The 16626-nt window shown below is 73.3% G+C and carries 15 protein-coding genes; 11 read left to right on the forward strand and 4 right to left on the reverse strand.

Annotation, left to right across the window (positions count from 1 at the left end; genetic code table 11):
- The first annotated feature begins 413 nt into the window (after positions 1–413).
- On the forward strand, positions 414–746 hold the full coding sequence (locus V6U79_RS28345; RefSeq protein ID WP_334616533.1) for a YnfA family protein: 333 nt from the start codon (positions 414–416) through the stop codon (positions 744–746).
- On the opposite strand, the gene V6U79_RS28350 is transcribed toward V6U79_RS28345, so the two are convergent.
- Both V6U79_RS28350 and V6U79_RS28355 read right to left on the reverse strand, forming a co-directional pair.
- Positions 724–1878: a low temperature requirement protein A gene (locus V6U79_RS28350; RefSeq protein ID WP_334616534.1), complete on the reverse strand. Its 1155-nt coding sequence runs from the start codon at positions 1876–1878 to the stop codon at positions 724–726. The genes V6U79_RS28345 and V6U79_RS28350 overlap by 23 nt on opposite strands.
- 96 nt (positions 1879–1974) lie before the next feature.
- Entirely contained in the window at positions 1975–3381 is a 1407-nt protein-coding gene (locus V6U79_RS28355; RefSeq protein WP_334616535.1) for a KamA family radical SAM protein, read from the reverse strand.
- 144 nt (positions 3382–3525) lie between these two features.
- Between V6U79_RS28355 and kdd the strand changes: the two genes are divergently transcribed.
- Genes kdd through V6U79_RS28385 form a run of 6 tightly spaced genes read left to right on the forward strand, consistent with a single transcriptional unit; the run spans position 3526 to position 10195 of the window.
- Entirely contained in the window at positions 3526–4587 is a 1062-nt protein-coding gene (gene kdd / locus V6U79_RS28360) for an L-erythro-3,5-diaminohexanoate dehydrogenase (protein ID WP_503629767.1), read from the forward strand.
- 5 nt (positions 4588–4592) lie between these two features.
- Positions 4593–6164, forward strand: coding sequence for an amidohydrolase (locus tag V6U79_RS28365; RefSeq protein WP_334616536.1), 1572 nt, complete (start codon positions 4593–4595; stop codon positions 6162–6164).
- Positions 6161–7723, forward strand: coding sequence for a lysine 5,6-aminomutase subunit alpha (gene kamD / locus V6U79_RS28370; protein ID WP_334616537.1), 1563 nt, complete (start codon positions 6161–6163; stop codon positions 7721–7723). Before V6U79_RS28365 ends, kamD begins: the two co-directional genes overlap by 4 nt.
- The gene (kamE, locus tag V6U79_RS28375; protein ID WP_334616538.1) at positions 7720–8472 is read left to right on the forward strand and encodes a lysine 5,6-aminomutase subunit beta; all 753 of its coding nucleotides are present in this window, start codon (positions 7720–7722) and stop codon (positions 8470–8472) included. The genes kamD and kamE overlap by 4 nt, the downstream gene beginning before the upstream one ends.
- The gene (gene kal / locus V6U79_RS28380) at positions 8469–8861 is read left to right on the forward strand and encodes a 3-aminobutyryl-CoA ammonia lyase (RefSeq protein WP_334616539.1); all 393 of its coding nucleotides are present in this window, start codon (positions 8469–8471) and stop codon (positions 8859–8861) included. The genes kamE and kal overlap by 4 nt, the downstream gene beginning before the upstream one ends.
- Positions 8858–10195: a glutamate mutase L gene (locus tag V6U79_RS28385; protein WP_334616540.1), complete on the forward strand. Its 1338-nt coding sequence runs from the start codon at positions 8858–8860 to the stop codon at positions 10193–10195. The genes kal and V6U79_RS28385 overlap by 4 nt, the downstream gene beginning before the upstream one ends.
- Before the next feature lie 388 nt (positions 10196–10583).
- Here the strand turns inward: V6U79_RS28385 and V6U79_RS28390 are convergent, their stop codons facing one another.
- Positions 10584–11288 (reverse strand): alpha/beta fold hydrolase, encoded by a 705-nt coding sequence (locus tag V6U79_RS28390; RefSeq protein ID WP_334616541.1) that lies wholly within the window; start codon positions 11286–11288, stop codon positions 10584–10586.
- 106 nt (positions 11289–11394) lie between these two features.
- On the opposite strand from V6U79_RS28390, the gene lnt reads away from it, so the two are divergent.
- The 3 genes from lnt to V6U79_RS28405 all read left to right on the forward strand — a co-directional run bounded on the left by lnt (position 11395) and on the right by V6U79_RS28405 (position 14458).
- The gene (lnt, locus tag V6U79_RS28395; protein ID WP_442933365.1) at positions 11395–13011 is read left to right on the forward strand and encodes an apolipoprotein N-acyltransferase; all 1617 of its coding nucleotides are present in this window, start codon (positions 11395–11397) and stop codon (positions 13009–13011) included.
- 41 nt (positions 13012–13052) lie between these two features.
- Positions 13053–13829: a polyprenol monophosphomannose synthase gene (locus tag V6U79_RS28400; RefSeq protein WP_334616543.1), complete on the forward strand. Its 777-nt coding sequence runs from the start codon at positions 13053–13055 to the stop codon at positions 13827–13829.
- Positions 13830–13921: 92 nt separating this feature from the next.
- Positions 13922–14458: an FxsA family protein gene (locus V6U79_RS28405; protein ID WP_334616544.1), complete on the forward strand. Its 537-nt coding sequence runs from the start codon at positions 13922–13924 to the stop codon at positions 14456–14458.
- Positions 14459–14530: 72 nt separating this feature from the next.
- Here the strand turns inward: V6U79_RS28405 and V6U79_RS28410 are convergent, their stop codons facing one another.
- A complete protein-coding gene (locus V6U79_RS28410; RefSeq protein ID WP_007070998.1) occupies positions 14531–14872 on the reverse strand; it encodes an RNA polymerase-binding protein RbpA in 342 nt (113 codons plus the stop codon).
- Between the two features lie 222 nt (positions 14873–15094).
- Between V6U79_RS28410 and V6U79_RS28415 the strand changes: the two genes are divergently transcribed.
- The gene (locus V6U79_RS28415) at positions 15095–16576 is read left to right on the forward strand and encodes a peptide MFS transporter (RefSeq protein ID WP_334530433.1); all 1482 of its coding nucleotides are present in this window, start codon (positions 15095–15097) and stop codon (positions 16574–16576) included.
- Positions 16577–16626 lie beyond the last annotated feature (50 nt).

Here is a 16626-nt window from a genome sequence, read left to right on the forward strand (position 1 = left end):
TTCGGTCTGGAAACTACGGGCGGTCCTATCGCGCCGCGTGCGGTCCCCGCGCCCTCCGTGATCACGCTCGATCCAGGAAGTAGGGGCTTCCTCGCCAGTTCGAGGCCCCTATTTCCTGAATCGAGCACGATCTTGGCGGGTGGCGCCGCGCCGGATGCCGTCCCTGCCCGTGTGCGCGACCGGAGCCGCGCCGCGCGCCGTCGACGGTGGTCCTGGCAGCGGGGACCATGCGCACAATCAATATCCGGGCCCGCCAACCGCCCAACTTGGCGACCATACCTAGCGTCCTAGGATGCACTAGAGGGTGCGAGGCCGCGCACAAGGACAAGTTGATCGCCAGGCGCGGTCGGCCTGGCCAGGAGCGAAGGCAGCAGACCCGGGGGGCCGCCCAGGCCCTCGACTAGCGTGTGGGCATGCTGGTCGCCCGTTCGCTGCTGCTGTTCGCGCTTGCCGCGCTCGCCGAGATCGGCGGAGCCTGGCTGGTGTGGCAGGGCTGGCGGGAGCACCGCGGCCTGTGGTGGATCGCCGCCGGGGTGATCGCGCTGGGCTGCTACGGCTTCGTGGCCACCTTCCAGCCGGATGCGCACTTCGGCCGGATCCTGGCCGCGTACGGCGGCGTGTTCGTGGCGGGGTCGCTGGCGTGGGGGATCGTGGTGGACGGGTTCCGGCCGGACCGCTGGGACCTGGCCGGGGCGGCGATCTGCCTGGTCGGCGTCGCGGTGATCATGTACGCGCCGCGGGCCTGACCTCCGCCTCGTCGTGCTCGCGGCGGTCGGCCATCAGCATCACGGTGAGCAGGGCGGTTACCAGGGCAAGCTGCAGCACGGCGTTCACCGTGGCGCCGATCGGGGTGCTGAGCAGGATCAGGGCGGCGACGGCGAGGCGACCCGTCAGTCGGCCGGTGCCGAAGGTGCGACGCGCGTCGACCATGCCGGCGAGGAAGAGCGCCGGTCCGCCGGCGAGGGCGAGCGCGGTCGGCCAGCCGGCGGGTTCGTCGGGGTGGGCGACGACGGCGTGCAGCCCGGTGGCGGTGAGGATGACGCCGAGCAGCAGCACGAAGTGCCCGAAGACGTAGGTGTGGGCGGTGAGCCGGGTGCGGGTGGCGGGTGGGGCGTCGGCGAGGGCGTGCTCGGTTCGCGGGGCGTCGGTGAAGTAGGTCCACCAGAGGGCGGCGGGCAGGGCCAGGGCCAGCACGACGGCACCGGCGGTGTCGGGGCCGAGGTGGTCGAGGGGCACGCCCATGCCGATGGCGATGACGGTTTCGCCCAGGGCCACGATGAGCAGCAGGCCGTGCCGTTCGACGAAGTAGGCGGCGCTGACCTGGAAGCTCGCGGCCATGCCGATCCAGGAGTGGCGGGGTGTCAGGTAGGGCAGGACGCTCTGGACGAGCACGGCCGCGGTCCAGAGGGCGGGTACGGCGGGGCCGGTGAGCAGGCCGGCGGCGAGGACCAGCACGGCGGCGCTGAGGTTGTAGGGGGCGAGGCGGCGGACGCTGGCGCGAACGCTGCTGCGGGCGAACAGGGTGAGGTGGACGAGGACGACGATCAGGTAGCCGCTTCCGAAGATCAGGCCGCCGCCGTGGAGGGCGTCGGGCAGGGCGACGGCGGTGAGCAGGAAGCCGGCCATGCCGGCGAAGATCAGGAGTTTGCGGCCGGTCCGGCGGGGCGGCACGTGGTTGGTGAGCCAGACGTAGCCGGTGTAGAGGTACCAGAGCAGCCCGAAGATCAGGACGACGCGGCCCAGACCGGTCCAGGTCAGGTCGGCCTCGAGGAGCTGGGCGAGCTGGATGGTGGTGAGGACGAAGACGACGTCGAAGAAGAGTTCGACGGGGGTGACCCGGTCGGCTGCCTCGGGGCGGTCGGCTGGTGGGGGCCGCATGTTCCGACGCTAGCGTCGGTGAGTGGGGCCGGGGTGGAAAGTCGGCACCCCCGCCGGCCGGTGGGCCGTACGGGGGTGCCGGGGGTGGTGCGTAGGTCAGTCGTTGCGGTGGTCGGACCACCACTGCTGGCCGGCGGCGGGGAGGGTGTCGATCGGGTCGTAGTAGGCGTAGCGCTTGTTCAGCGCCTCCAGGTCGGCCGACTCGATGGAGGTGCGGTAGTTCTTGGTCCAGTACGAGATGCCGCGCTCGCGGTCGTACTCGGTGAGCATGTGCACCCAGCGCTTGCCGACGAAGGGGACGTCGCAGACGATCCGCGGGGTGGCGTAGCCGGGCAGGTAGCCCATGATGTCGTGCTGGAGCTGCTGGGCGTGCCAGACCGGGACCCGCCAGTGCTCGGCGTTGGGGATCATGTCGCACATGTAGAAGTAGTACGGCAGGATGCCCGCCTCGCCCTGGAGGGCGAAGCAGAGGTCGAGCAGGTCGGGGGCGGTGGCGTTGACGCCGCGCATCAGCACGCCCTGGTTGCGGACGTCGCGGACGCCGACGTCGAGGGCGGTCTGTGCGGCCTTGGCGACCAGCGGGGTGATCGACTGGGCGTGGTTGACGTGGGTGTGGATGGCCAGGTTGACGCCGCGGCGGGCGGCGGTGCGGGCGACCCGTTCCAGGCCCTCGACGACGTCGGGCTGGAGCCAGTGCTGGGGCAGGCCCATGAGCGCCTTGGTGGCGAGCCGGATGTCGCGGACGGTCTCCAGTTCCAGCAGCCGCATCAGGTACGACTCGAGGTTGCGCCACGGCACGTTGGCGACGTCGCCGCCGGAGACGACGACGTCGCGGACGCCGGGGTGGCCCTTGAGGTAGGCGATGTGGGCGTCGTACCGGTCGACGGGCTTGAGGGTGAGCTTGAGCTTGTCGACGGCGGGGGTGGAGTTGCCGACGAGGTCCATCCGGGTGCAGTGGCCGCAGTACTGCGGGCAGGTGGAGAGCAGTTCGGCGAGGACCTTGGTGGGGTAGCGGTGGGTGAGGCCCTCGGCGACCCACATGTCGTGCTCGTGCAGGGAGTCGCGGCTGGCGTACGGGTGGGAGGGCCAGTCGGTGCGCCGGTCGGAGGCGACGGGGATCATGTAGCGCCGGATCGGGTCGGCGAGGAACGCCTCGGTGGTCATCGGCGCGAACGGGACCATCGTGTTGATCATTTGTGGCGGCACCAGCATGGACATGGTGGCCAGGGCCTTCTGGTCGGCCTCGAGGTCGGCGTAGAAGGTCTCGTCGACGAGGTCACCGAGCACGGTGCGCAGCTGCTTGATGTTCTTGACGCAGTTGACGCGCTGCCACTGGGCGTTCTCCCACTGGTCGCGGGTGATGTGGCGCCAGCCGGGGAAGCGGGTCCAGTCGGGTTCGACCAGGGGGCTGCGGCGGTATTCGTACGGCTGCCCGGCGGTCGGTACGGCGACCGGGGCGTGACGGGGCTGAGGGATGGTCTCAACCGGTTGGGTCTGGGTCACGGCCCCTCCTCGTTGCGTGGTGCGGATGATCAGCGACCCCGAAGGCTACTGGAAAATATCCGGTGAAGAAATTAGTCTGCCGTAAGTTTTCCCGCGACGCGAGCCCTGACCGGGGGTTCGGGCGGTTGGACAGGGGAGGTCGGCGTGACGTCACCGGTGGGTCTGCACCGCGTTGTGGAACCGGCGGGGGTGCTGCCGCAGGCGGCGTGGCGGCTGGACGCCGACCCGCGGATCGCGCCGAACGAGGTGCGCATCCGGGTGGAGCGGTTGAACCTGGACGCGGCGAGCTTCCGGCAGTTGTCGGAGAAGCACGGCGGGGACGGGGAGAAGGTCCGCGCCGAGGTGCTGGAGATCATTTCTACCCGGGGCAAGATGCAGAACCCGGTGACCGGCTCGGGTGGCATGTTGATCGGCACCGTGGAGGAGGCCGGCCGCCGCTCGCCGCTGGGGCTGCGGGTCGGTGACCGGGTCGCGACGCTGGTGTCGCTGACGCTGACCCCGCTGACCGTCCTGGACGGGCTGGCCCGCTGGGACGGGCGCAGCGAGCAGGTGCCGTGCGACGGGTACGCGATCCTGTTCGCCCGGTCGATCGCGGCGGTGCTGCCGGAGGACCTGCACCCGGAGCTGTCCCTGGCGGTGCTGGACGTGTGCGGGGCGCCGGCGTTGACCGCGCGTGTGGTGGCCGGGTACGTGGAGGGGCGGGAGCGCTCCGGTGATCCGACGCCGGTGCGGGTCGCGGTGATCGGCGGGGCGGGCAAGAGCGGTTCGCTGTCGCTGGCGGCGGCGCGGCGGGCGGGCGCGGCTCGTACCGTCGGGGTGGTGCCGGTGGCGGCGGAGCGGGACGCGCTGACGGCCGCCGGGCTGGCGTCGGTGGTGGCGTTGGCCGACGCCCGGGATCCGGTGGCGTTGTCGACGGCGGTGACCACGGCGTTGGGCGCGCCGGCGGACGTGACGGTGGTCTGCGTGGACGTGCCGGGCTGTGAGCACGGGGCGGTGCTGGCCACCGCGGACGGCGGCACGGTGATCTTCTTCTCGATGGCGACGAGTTTCGCGGCGGCGGCGCTGGGCGCGGAGGGACTGGCGGCGGACGTGACGATGCTGGTGGGCAACGGGTACGTGCCGGGGCACGCGGAGCTGGCGTTGGGTCTGCTGCGCTCGGAGCCGGGGGTCCGTGCGCTGTTCGAGTCGCGGCTGGCGGCAGACTGAGTGCCATGACGAACCCCTCGACGTTGTACCGCGGCGGGACGCTGCACTGTCCGGCGGAGCCGAGCGCGACGGCGCTGCTGGTGTCCGACGGCCGGATCGCCTGGTTGGGGGCGGACGCCGACGCGCCGGCCGCCGACCGGGTGGTGGAGCTGGACGGCGCGCTGGTGACGCCGGCGTTCGTGGACGCGCACGTGCACGCCACGGACACGGGTCTGGCGTTGTCGGGGCTGGACCTGTCGGGGGTGCGGTCGGCCGGTGAGCTGTTGGACGCGGTGTCGGCGTTCGCGGCGGGTGTGCCCGGTGACGGTGTGGTGCTGGGGCACGGGTGGGACGAGTCGAACTGGTCGGATCCGGCGCTGCCGGACGCGGCGGCGCTGGATCGGGCGGCGGGTGGCCGGCGGGTGTACCTGTCGCAGGCGTCGATCCATTCGGCGTTGGTGTCGGCGGCGTTGCTGGCGGCCTGTCCGGAGGCGGCGGGCGCGGCGGGCTACGACGCGTCGGGGTGGCTGCGGCGCGATGCGCACCATGTGGTGCGGGAGGCGGCGCTGGGCTCGGTGTCGGCGGCGCAGCGGGTGGCGGCGCAGCGGGCGGCGTTGCGGCACGCTGCGTCGCTGGGCATCGCCGCGGTGCACGAGTGCGGCGGGCCGGGTACGTCGGACGAGGCGGACTTCACCGGCCTGTTGGCGATCTCCGGTGCCGGGGTGCCGGAGGTGTACGGGTACTGGGGTGAGTTGCTGGGCGCGGCGAAGGCCCGGGAGCTGGGTGCGGTCGGCGCGGGCGGGGATCTGTACGCCGACGGGGCGTTGGGGTCGCGGACGGCGCACGTGTCGGCGGCGTACCTCGACGGTGAGCCGGGCGCGTGCGGGCACGGGTACGTGACCGCGGAGCAGGTGCGCGATCATCTGGTGGACTGCGCGGCGCACGGGGTGCAGGGCGGGTTCCACGCGATCGGTGACGCGGCGATCGGCACGGTGCTCGAGGGGTTCGCCGGGGCGGCGCGGACGTTGGGCGTGGACCGGTTGCGGGCGGCGCGGCACCGCATCGAGCACGCCGAGCTCATGAACAAGCGGTTGATCGCCGGGTTCGTGGAGTACGGGATCGTGGCGTCGATGCAGCCGGCGTTCGACCGGTTGTGGGGTGGCGCGGGCCGGATGTACGAGGCGCGGTTGGGCCTGTCGCGGTCGTTGGCGTCGAATCCGATGGGCGCGATGCATTCGGTCGGGGTGGCGTTGGCCTTCGGGTCGGATTCGCCGGTGACGCCGCTGGATCCGTGGGGTTCGGTGCGGGCGGCGGTGGCGCATCACAATCCGGCGCAGCGGATGAGTGTGCGGGCGGCGTTCGCCGCGCACAGCCGGGGTGGTTGGCGGGCGGTGCACCTGGACAACGAGGGGGTGCTGGCGTTGGGCGCGCCGGCGACGTTCGCGGTGTGGTCGACGCCGGCGGGGGTGGACCGTGGTCTGCCGGTGTTGCAGGCCGAGGACCCGGAGCTGCGGGGTCCGTTGGATCCGACGCCGTTGCCGGTGTGCCGGCGCACGGTGCTGCGCGGTGAGGTCATCTACGAGGAAGGCAATTCGTGACGGGCAAGCTTGACCTGGATCCGGTGCTGGTGGCCCGGGCGCGGGAGTTGGCGCGCCGCGCCGGGCGGCCGGTGGTGGAGCTGGCGCGCAGCCACACCACGGTGTCGGTGGAGCGGGCGGTGCTGCGGTTGGCGGGGGTCAGCGGCGCGGACCCGGACGGTATTCCGTGGGTGAACCGGCTGGTCGACGCGGTGGTGGCGGATGTGGGGCTGGGGCACGGGGTGGCGGCGCCGGTGTTCGACGCGCTGGCCCGGGAGCAGATCACCGATGTGACGCTGCTGGCGCAGAAGGCGGCGGCGGGGTCGGTGCGGTTCACGCAGCCCACCGGGAAGGCCGCCACGGCGGCCCGCCGGGCGGCGCGGAAGGCGGTCGCGGCCGGGGTGCGGCAGATCGACCGGCGCCGGGCCGAGCGGGACCGGCTGGTGAAGCGGTACGGGGATCCGAAGCAGCGGCCGTGGATCTACCTGATCGTGGCGACCGGGGACATCTACGAGGACATTCCGCAGGCGCAGGCGGCGGCGCGGGCGGGCGCGGACGTGATCGCGGTGATCCGGTCGACGGGGCAGTCGCTGTTGGACTACGTGCCGGAGGGGGCGACCCGGGAGGGTTTCGCGGGCACGTACGCGACGCAGGAGAACTTCCGGCTGATGCGGGCCGCGCTGGATGAGTCGTCGCGGGAGCTGGGCCGGTACGTGCGGTTGACGAACTACGCCTCGGGGCTGTGCATGCCGGAGATGGCGACGCTGGCCGGCCTGGAGCGGCTGGACATGATGCTCAACGACTCGATGTACGGGATCCTGTTCCGCGACATCAACCCGGTGCGCACGTTCGTGGACCAGCGGTTCTCCCGGCAGGTGCACGCCCGGGCGGGGATCATCATCAACACCGGTGAGGACAACTACCTGACCACCGCGGACGCGGTGGACGAGGCGCACACGGTGACGGTGTCGCAGCTGCTCAACGAGTACTTCGCGCACGAGGCGGGGTTGGCGGACTGGCAGTTGGGGCTGGGCCACGCGTTCGAGATCAACCCGGATGTGCCGGAGTCGTTGCGCCTGGAGTTGGCGCACGCGCTGCTGGCGCGGGAGTTGTTCCCGGACGCGCCGTTGAAGTGGATGCCGCCGACGAAGCACATGACCGGTGACGTGTTCCGGGGCAATCTGCTCGACGGGTTCTTCAACCTGGTGGGGACGATGACGGGGCAGGGCATCCTGCTGGTGGGGATGATGACCGAGGCGGTGGTGACGCCGTGGTTGTCGGACCGGGACATCGCCCTGCAGAACGTGCGGTACGTGCTGGGCGCGGCGGGTGGGTTGCACGAGGACTTCGTGCCGGCGCCGGGCGGGTTCATCCAGCAGCGCGCGAACCGGGTCCTGGGTGAGGCGTTGGATCTGTTGGAGCGCATCGGTGACCAGTCGTTGTTGACGGCGATCGCCGAGGGCACGTTCGGGATCATGAAGCGGCCCGCGGATCGGGGCAAGGGCCTGGCCGGGGTGGCCGCGCACGAGGCCGACTACTACAACCCGGCCACCGACATCCTGGAGGGTCCGGCGGCATGAGCGACAAGACGATCGTCCGGCCGTACGGGGACACCACCGGTGACGGCATGGTGCAGGTGTCGTTCACGTTGCCGGTGCCGCACGACAAGCGGGCCGAGGGCGCGGCGGTGCAGCTGGCCAACAAGATGGGCATCGACCCGGCGATGCTGGTGCACGCCAAGCCGATGAGTGACGGGTTCACCTTCTTCGTGGTGTACGGGCGGGTGAACCATCTGGTGGACCTGGCGGCGGTGCAGGTGGTGGAGCGGGACTTCCCGCTGCTGAGCGCCAAGGAGGTCAACGCGGTGGTGAAGCAGCGGTTGCGGCGCAAGCTGTCGGTGGTGGGGGCGTGCATCGGCACGGACGCGCACACCGTGGGCATCGACGCGATCCTCAACGTCAAGGGCATCGCGGGGGAGAAGGGCCTGGAGTACTACCGGGAGTTGAAGGTCACCAACCTGGGCGCGCAGGTCAGCGTGCCGGAGTTGGTGGAGGCGGCCCGGCAGGAGAAGGCCGACGCGGTGCTGGTGTCGCAGGTGGTGACGCAGCGCGACGCGCATCTGCACAACACCCGGGAGATGTCGGCGGCGTTCCGGGAGGCGATGCCGGCGGGGCGTCGGCCGTTGCTGATCGTGGGCGGGCCGCGGTTCGACGAGACGATGACCGGCGAGTTGGGCGTGGACCGGATCTTCGGCCGGGGCACCACCCCGGGTGAGGTGGCCAGTTACCTGGTGCACGCGTTGATCACGAGCAAGAAGGCGAAGGCATGAGTGATTCCCGGGTCGGTCTGACCGTCACGCACCGGCGGTACGTGCCGTACTCGCACGCCCACTACGCGGGGAACCTGGTCGACGGGGCGTACGCGCTGGGGTTGTTCGGGGATGTGGCCACGGAGGTGTGCATCCGCACCGACGGCGACGAGGGGTTGTTCGCGTCGTACTCGGATGTGCAGTTCCGCGGCGCGATGCGGGCCGGGGACGTGCTGGAGGTGGTCGCGACGGTGACCCGGGTGGGTACCCGCAGCCGCACCATCGACTTCGAGGCGCGGGTGGTGTGCCGGGGCCGGCCGGAGCGCTCGGAGTCGGCGGCGGAGGTGCTCGACCCGCCGATCGTGGCGGTCACCGCGACCGGCACCGTGGTCGTCCCGCCGCCGGCGTGAGTCTCGCCGTCTGCGCCGACGTCGGGTCCACGTACACGAAGGTGACGGTGGTGGACCTCGACGCGGGCGCGCTGGTCGCGGGGGCGTCGGCGCCGACCACGGTCGGCACGGACGTGCTGCACGGCCTGGACGCCGCGGTGGCGGCGGCCACCGCCGGGCTCGGCGTGCGCGACGTGCCCTGTTACGTGTGCTCGTCGGCCGGTGGGGGGCTGCGGCTGGCCGTGGTCGGCTACGAGCCGCTGGTGACCGCGCAGGCCGGGCGTCGGGTCGGCCTGTCCGCCGGGGCGAACGTGGTGCACGTGGCCGCCGGCCGCCTCGGCGCGCCCGAGCTGGCCGCGCTACGGGCCGCGCGCCCCGACGTGGTGCTGCTGGTCGGCGGCACCGACGGCGGGGATGCCGAGACGTTGACGCACAACGCGACCCGGTTGGCGAAGGCCCGCTGGCGGGTGCCGACGGTGCTGGCCGGCAACACCGACGTCCGCGACGACCTGCACGCCCTACTGGCCGCCGCGGGGGTGCCGGTGACGGTGGCCGACAACGTGCTGCCCCGCATCGGGGTGCTCGCCGCGGCGTCGGCGCGCTCGGCGATCCGGGAGGTGTTCCTGCGGCACGTCATCGGCGGTAAGCGGCTGTCGCGGGGGAGCCGGTTCGCCCGCCTGGTGCGCGCGGCCACCCCGGACGCGGTGCTGACCGGGGTGGAGGTCCTCGCCGACGCCCTCGGCGGGGACCTGGCCGTGGTGGACGTGGGTGGGGCCACCACCGACGTGTATTCGGTGCTCACCCCCGACGAGCGGGCCACCGGCGCGGGCCGGGAGGTCGCCGGGACGCTGTGGCGGGCCCGCACCGTCGAGGGGGACCTGGGGATGCGGTGGAGCGCCCCCGGGGTGGTCCGCGCCGCCGTGGAGGAGCGCCTGCTGGGCCCGGGGGAGCAGGACGGGTTGGCAGCGGCGGCGGCGGTGCGCGCCGCCGATCCGGGGTTCCTCGCCGACGGGGCGGCCGAGCGGGCCGCCGACCGGCGGATCGCGGCGCTGGCGGCGACGGTGGCGTTGCGCCGGCACGCCCGGGGCGCGGCGACCGGGGAACGCGCCGGCCGGGACCTGCGCGACGTGCGGCTGATGGTCGGCTCCGGTGGTGTGCTGCGTCACGCCGCGGCCGCCGACGCCGAAGGGGTCCTCGCCGCCGTGCTGGGCGACCACGCCGGCGGGTGGCCGTTGCCGCGCGCGGCGCGGTCCGTGGTGGACGTCGACTACGTGCTGGCCGCCGGTGGTCTGCTCGCCGGAGATCATCCACGGGCGGCGCAGGCGTTGCTGCGCCGCCACCTGGGCACGGATTGAGACGCGCCGACGCGACACGCCGTGGTGCAAGACACGACTGGCCGGGGGTGGGTTGACAGCGGACGGGGTGTAAGCCGTACCGTCTTTGAGTCCTACTACGGGAAGCGGCTGTTGTTCGCTTCGTCCCTTCGTCCGCTGGCCGAGCGACACGGTGCACTTCGTCGCGGCGGCCAGGTCCAGCGGGCGGGGGTCGGCGGGGCGGCGCGAACCGGCCGCGGTTACCGGTGTACGGGCAGGGTGAAAGGCACGGCCAGTAGACAACGGCCAGGCGGGGACAGCCAGTCCGCGTCAGGTCGGTCCGAAGGTCGGCGCCGCTCATTCTCGCCCCACCGGCCGGGAAGGGCCTGGGAGCATCGGGGCGCGGCGCATGCCGCGCCCCGATTTCTGTTCACCCACCGCGCGCGTAGCGCTCCAGCAGGTCGGCCAGGCGGCGTGGCTGGCTCAGCGCCAGCAGGTGGCCGCCGGGCAGCTCGTCGGGCCGCACGTCGAGCCGCTGCGCGGCGAGGCGACGCTGGAAGTCCGCCGGGAAGAACCGGTCGTCGCGGCCGGTGACCACCCGGGTCGGCACGTCGGGCCAGCGGCGCAGCGGGTTCGGTCGCACGAACACCGCCTCGGACTCGTCGCCGCTGCCGCCGGCGAGCATCCGGGCGGTCACCTCGGCGGGCACGTCGTGGAAGAAGTCCACCGCCAGGTCGACGCCGGCGTCGGGGTCGCGGCCCTGCGCGGTGACGTACGGGGCGCGGGCCCGCGCGTGGCCGGTCGCCGCCCACCAGTGGCCCGCCGTCTCGCCCGGGGCGGGGATCATCGGGTTGACCAGGACCAGCAGCCGCACCGCCGGGTGGTCGGCCACCAGCGGCGCGGTGAACGCGCCGAGGGACTGCGCCACCAGCACCACCTGCGGGTGCCCGTCGACGGCGGCGCGGACCGTGGCGGCGTACTCGGGCAGCGCGGCGTGCGGGTCGGCGGCGGGCAGCTCCACGGCCACGGCCTGCCGTCCCCGCCGGTGCAGCTCGTCGAGGAGCAGGTGCCAGTAGGCGACGGCACCACCGGCGCCGGGGATCAGCACGTACGTCACCGTCGCGGGCCCTGTCATGCGGCTCACGGTGCCAGCCGGGTACGACACGACAACCGCCCCCGGCCGGCGGCGCCTTCCGGCGCAGGCCGGGTAGCCTTCGGCGCGTGATCGTGGTGAGGTGCCGGTGACGACGCTCGACCGGGATGAGACCCGTACCCCCGACGGGGTACGCGCGACGGGCGCCGGGCGTGCCCTGCCGCTGCGCGCGGCGGTGCCGATGGCCGTGGCCGCCGGGGTGGCGCTGCTGCTGGCGTTCCCCCCGTACGGGCTGTGGCCGCTGGCCCCGGTCGGGGTGGCGCTGCTGGCCGCCGCGGCGCACCGGCGGCGGCTGCGCGCCGGCGCGGGCCTGGGCTTCCTGACCGGGGTGGCGTTGTTCGCGCCGCTGCTGGAGTGGACCAACCTGCACACCGGCTACCTGCCGTGGACGCTGCTGTCCCTGCTGCAGGCCGGCTACCTGGCGCTGCTCGGCGCGGCGACGGCCTGGGTGTCCCCGCTGGTGGACCGACACCGGTGGAGCTGGCCGGCGGTCACCGGGCTGCTCTGGGTCGGCCAGGAGGCGCTGCGCGACCGCACCCCGTTCGGTGGGTTCCCGTGGGGGCGGCTGGCGTTCAGCCAGGACAGCTCCCCGCTGCTGCCGCTGGCCCGGCTCGGTGGCGCCCCGCTGGTGAGCTTCGCGGTGGCGCTGGCCGGTGGGCTGCTGCTCGCCGCGGCCTGGCGGCGCTGGCCCGGCCGCGACGTGCGGCGCTGGGCGCCGGTGGCTCTCCTCGGCGCGGTGCTGCTCGCCGTCACCGGCGGTGCGCTGCTGGTGCCCACCGGCGTGGCCGGGGGCGGCCGCACGGTCACCGTCGCCGTCGTGCAGGGCAACGTGCCGCGCCTCGGGCTGGACTTCAACGCCCAGCGCCAGGCGGTGCTCAACAACCACGTCGAGGCCACCATCGAGCTGGCCGCGCAGGTCACCGCCGGCACCGCCGTCCGACCCGACCTGGTGGTGTGGCCGGAGAACTCCTCCGACATCGACCCGCTGCGCAACGCCGCCGCCGGGCAGCGCATCTCCGCCGCCGCCGACGCGATCGGCGCGCCGATCCTCGTCGGCGCGGTGCTGCTCGGTCCCGGCGAGGGCGAGGTCCGCAACGCCGGCATCCTCTGGCAGCCCGGCACCGGCGCCGACCTGGACCAGCTGTACGTCAAGCGGCACCCGGTGCCCTTCGCCGAGTACGTGCCGCTGCGTGAGGTGGCCCGGATGGTCAGCTCCCAGGTCGACCGGATCCGCAACGACTTCGTCGCCGGCACCACACCGGGCGTGGTGCGCGCCGGCCCGGCCGTGCTGGGCGACGTGATCTGCTTCGAGGTCGCCTACGACGGCCTCGTCCGCGACACCGTCGACGGCGGCGCGCAGCTGCTGGTGGTGCAGACCAACAACGCGACCTTCGACGTCGCCGAGGCCCGCCAGCAGTTGGCCATGGTGCGGCTGCGCGCGGTCGAGCACGGCCGCGGCGCGCTGATGGCCTCCACGGTCGGGGTGTCCGGGTTCGTGACCCCCGACGGGCGGGTAAGCGGCGCGACCGGGTTCAACACCCGGGCGGTGGTCCTCCGGGAGATGGTGCTCGCCGACGGGCGTACCCCGGCCAGCCGGGCGGGAGTGTGGCCGGAGGTGGCCCTGGTCGGCCTGGCCGTCGCCGCGCTGGTCGGCGCGGCCGTGCCGCGTCGCGCCCGCCGCCGCGAGGTCGACCCGGACGGTTAGGCCGCCACGCCGGCCCCGCCGGGGCAGATGCGGAGGATGCGGTGACCGAGGCAGCCGACGGCGGCCACCCCGGGGTGGGGCGGGTGCTGGTGGTGATCCCGACCTACAACGAGGCCGACAACGTCACCGACGTCGTCGCCCGGGTCCGCCGGGTCGCCCCGGCCGTGGACGTCCTCGTCGCCGACGACAACAGCCCCGACGGCACCGGAGCCCTGGCCGAGGCCCTGGCCGGCACGGACCCGCGCGTGCACGTGCTGCACCGCCCCCGCAAGGAGGGCCTCGGCGCGGCGTACCTGGCCGGGTTCGCGTGGGCGCGTCAGCGCGGCTACGACGCGGTGGTGGAGATGGACGCCGACGGCTCGCACGCCCCGGAGGACCTGCCGGCGCTGCTGCGCGCCGCCCGGGACGCCGACGTGGTCATCGGGTCGCGGTGGACGCGGGGGGCGCGGGTGACGAACTGGCCGCTGCGCCGGTTGCTGCTCTCGCGCGGCGGCAACCTGTACGCGCGGCTCGCGCTCGGTGTGCCGGTCTCCGACGCCACCGGCGGCTACCGGGTGTACCGGGCGGCGGCGTTGCAGGCGATGGAGCTGCGTTCGGTCCGCTCGCAGGGGTACTCGTTCCAGGTGGAGCTGTCCCGGCTGGCGCACCGGGCCGGGGTGCGGATCGTGGAGGTGCCGATCACCTTCGCCGAGCGGGAACGCGGGGCGAGCAAGATGAGCCCGCTGATCGTGGCGGAGGCGTTGTGGCGGATCACCACCTGGGGGCTGCGGGACCGGCGGGTGCGGCGGACCCGGCGTGGTCACCGACGGTGGCCCTGAGCGCCGGCGTGTCATGCTGGAGAGGCGGGATGTCCCTTCACCCCGTGTCCGGTTCTCACCGGCGGGGCGCCCGCGCGACGCGATGAGGTGAGATGCGCCGATACCTGAGGTTCGTGCCGTTGGCCCTGCTGCTGGCGGTGCTGGTGGAGTTGGTCGCGTTCGTCGGCGTGGGCCGGACGATCGGGTACGGCTCGGCGGTCCTGCTGGGCTTCGCGGCCTCCCTGCTGGGGCTGGTGCTGCTGCGCCGGGAGGGGATGCGCGCCTGGCGGGGGTTCCGGGCGTCGGTGGAGTCCCGGCAGCCGCCCGGGCCGCAGGTGACCGACGGGCTGGTCGGTCTGGTCGGCGCGCTGCTGCTGGCGGTGCCGGGGCTGGTCACCGCCGTGGTGGGGCTGGTGCTGCTGGTGCCGCCGGTGCGCCGGCTGGCGCGCGCCGGGGTGCAACGTGCCACCGAGCGCCGCGTGTCGTCGATGGTCGCCGGTGACCTGTTCGGGCCCCGGCGGGTGAAGGTACGCCGCGCCGACGCGCAGCCCGCGCCGGAGCCGACCGTCGCCGGGCCGGTGGTCGACGCCGAGGTGGTCGAGGCGGGCCGGGCCATCGAGGGTGAGATCGTGCAGCCGCGTCGCCCCTGACACGCCGACACGACGGCGCCCCCCGGAAGGATCTCCCGGGGGGCGCCGTCGTGGTTGGTGCGGCCGGTCGGCTCAGGCGCGGCCGCGGCGGGTGCGGACCTCCTGGAGCCGCTCGGCCAGGATGTCCTCCAGCTCGGCGATGGAACGCCGCTCCAGCAGCATGTCCCAGTGGGTACGCGGCGGCTTGGCCTTCTTCTGCTCCGGCTCGGTGCCGTCGACGAGACGGGCGACGCTGCCGTCGAACTTGCACTCCCAGGTCGTGGGGACCTCGGCGTCGACAGCGAACGGGACCTCGAACTGGTGGCCCTTGGCGCACAGGTACTCGCGGGTCTGTCGCGGCGCGAGCTCCGTGTTGCGGTCGGACTCGTAGCTGACCGCGCCCAACCGGCTTCCGCGCAGCATACGCTCGCCCATGATCGACTTCCCCTCGTTCGTGGTGCTGGTCTTCTCGGTGTAACGACCCGTCTCCACCGGGGCATTCCCGCCCGGATCGGCTGACCCGGCGCGCGGGTGACCCGTGCAAGGGTAACCGGCCATGCCCACGACCCGGCGGGGTCGTCCCCGGCCGGGTCGAATCGGTGGAGTGTTTCGGCGTTCACCGGGGATGTTAGCCGCCCAGGTGAGCGGGAGGTGACGATGACCAGTGACGCGCCGGTCGACGCCCGGCCGCCCGGCGGGAAGACCTTCTTCGGTCACCCGCGGGCGCTGTCGACCCTGTTCCTCACCGAGATGTGGGAGCGGTTCAGCTTCTACGGCATGCGCGCGATCCTGGTGCTGTACCTGACCGCGGAGGTCGCCGACGACGGCCTCGGCCTGAACGGGTCCACCGCCAACGCCGTGTACGGCACCTACAACGCCATGGTGTACCTGATGGCGCTGCCCGGCGGCTGGGTCGCCGACCGGCTCATCGGGGCCCGGCGCAGCGTCCTGTGGGGCGGTGTCGTCATCGCCGCCGGGCACTACGTGATGGCGGTCCCCGTCGACGGCAGCGTCTTCGCCGGCATGGGCCTCATCGTGCTCGGCACCGGGCTGCTGAAGCCCAACATCTCCACCATGGTCGGCGACCTGTACGACCGGGACTCCCCACGCCGCGACGCCGGCTTCTCGATCTTCTACATGGGCATCAACCTGGGCGCGTTCATCGCCCCGCTGATCACCGGCTTCCTCGGCGAGAAGATCAACTGGCATCTCGGGTTCGGGGCGGCCGCCGTCGGGATGACCTTCGGGGTGCTGCAGTACGTGCTGGGCCGGCGCAACCTCGGCGAGGCCGGCGCGCGCCCCGCCGACCCGCTGCTCGGCGCCGACCGCCGCCGCGCGCTGACCCGCGTCGGCCTGGCCGTGCTGGCGATCCTGCTGGCCCTGGCCGTGCTCGCGCTGGCCGGCCTGTTCACCGTCAACAGCGTGGTCAACCTGCTCACCATCGTCACGGTGCTGGTCACCATCGGGTACTTCACCCGCATCCTCACCGACCGGGAGATCAGCGGGACCGAACGCAGCCGGATGAAGGCCTACCTGTGGCTGTTCGTCTTCGCCGCCGCGTTCTGGCTGATCTACGACCAGGCCGGGTCGGTGCTGAACATCTTCGCCGCCGACCGGACCGACCGGGACGTGCTCGGCTTCACCTTCCCCGCCTCCTGGCTCCAGTCGGTCAACCCGATCCTGATCATCATCGGGGCGCCGCTGGCCGCCCTGCTCTGGGTCCGGGTGGGCCACCGGGTCTCCACGCCGGCGAAGTTCGCCGTCGGCCTGGTCCTCAACGGCCTGTCGTTCGTGCTGATGGCCGCCGCCGCGCAGGCCGCCGTCGGCGGCGACCGGGTCTCCCCGTGGTGGCTGGTCGCCGTGTACGCCATCCAGGTCGCCGGTGAGCTGTCGCTGAGCCCGGTGGGCCTGTCCGCCACCACCCGGCTCGCCCCGCTCAAGTACGCCAGCCAGATGATGGGCCTGTGGTTCCTGGCCACCGCCGTCGGCGACGCGATCGGCGGGCAGGTCGCCCGGCTCGCCGAGACCTGGCCGGAACCCACCTACTTCCTCACCTTCGGGCTGGCGTCGGTGGCCCTCGGCGTGGGCGCGGTGATGTTCAGCCGGCACATCTCCCGGCTGATGGCCGGCATCCACTGACCGGCGGGGCCCCGGTCCCGGCCCGCCGACGGGCTCCCCGCCGCACGGAC

Origin of the sequence: Micromonospora psammae (genome assembly GCF_036902725.1) — a bacterium.
In the GTDB taxonomy this organism is placed as follows: domain Bacteria; phylum Actinomycetota; class Actinomycetes; order Mycobacteriales; family Micromonosporaceae; genus Micromonospora.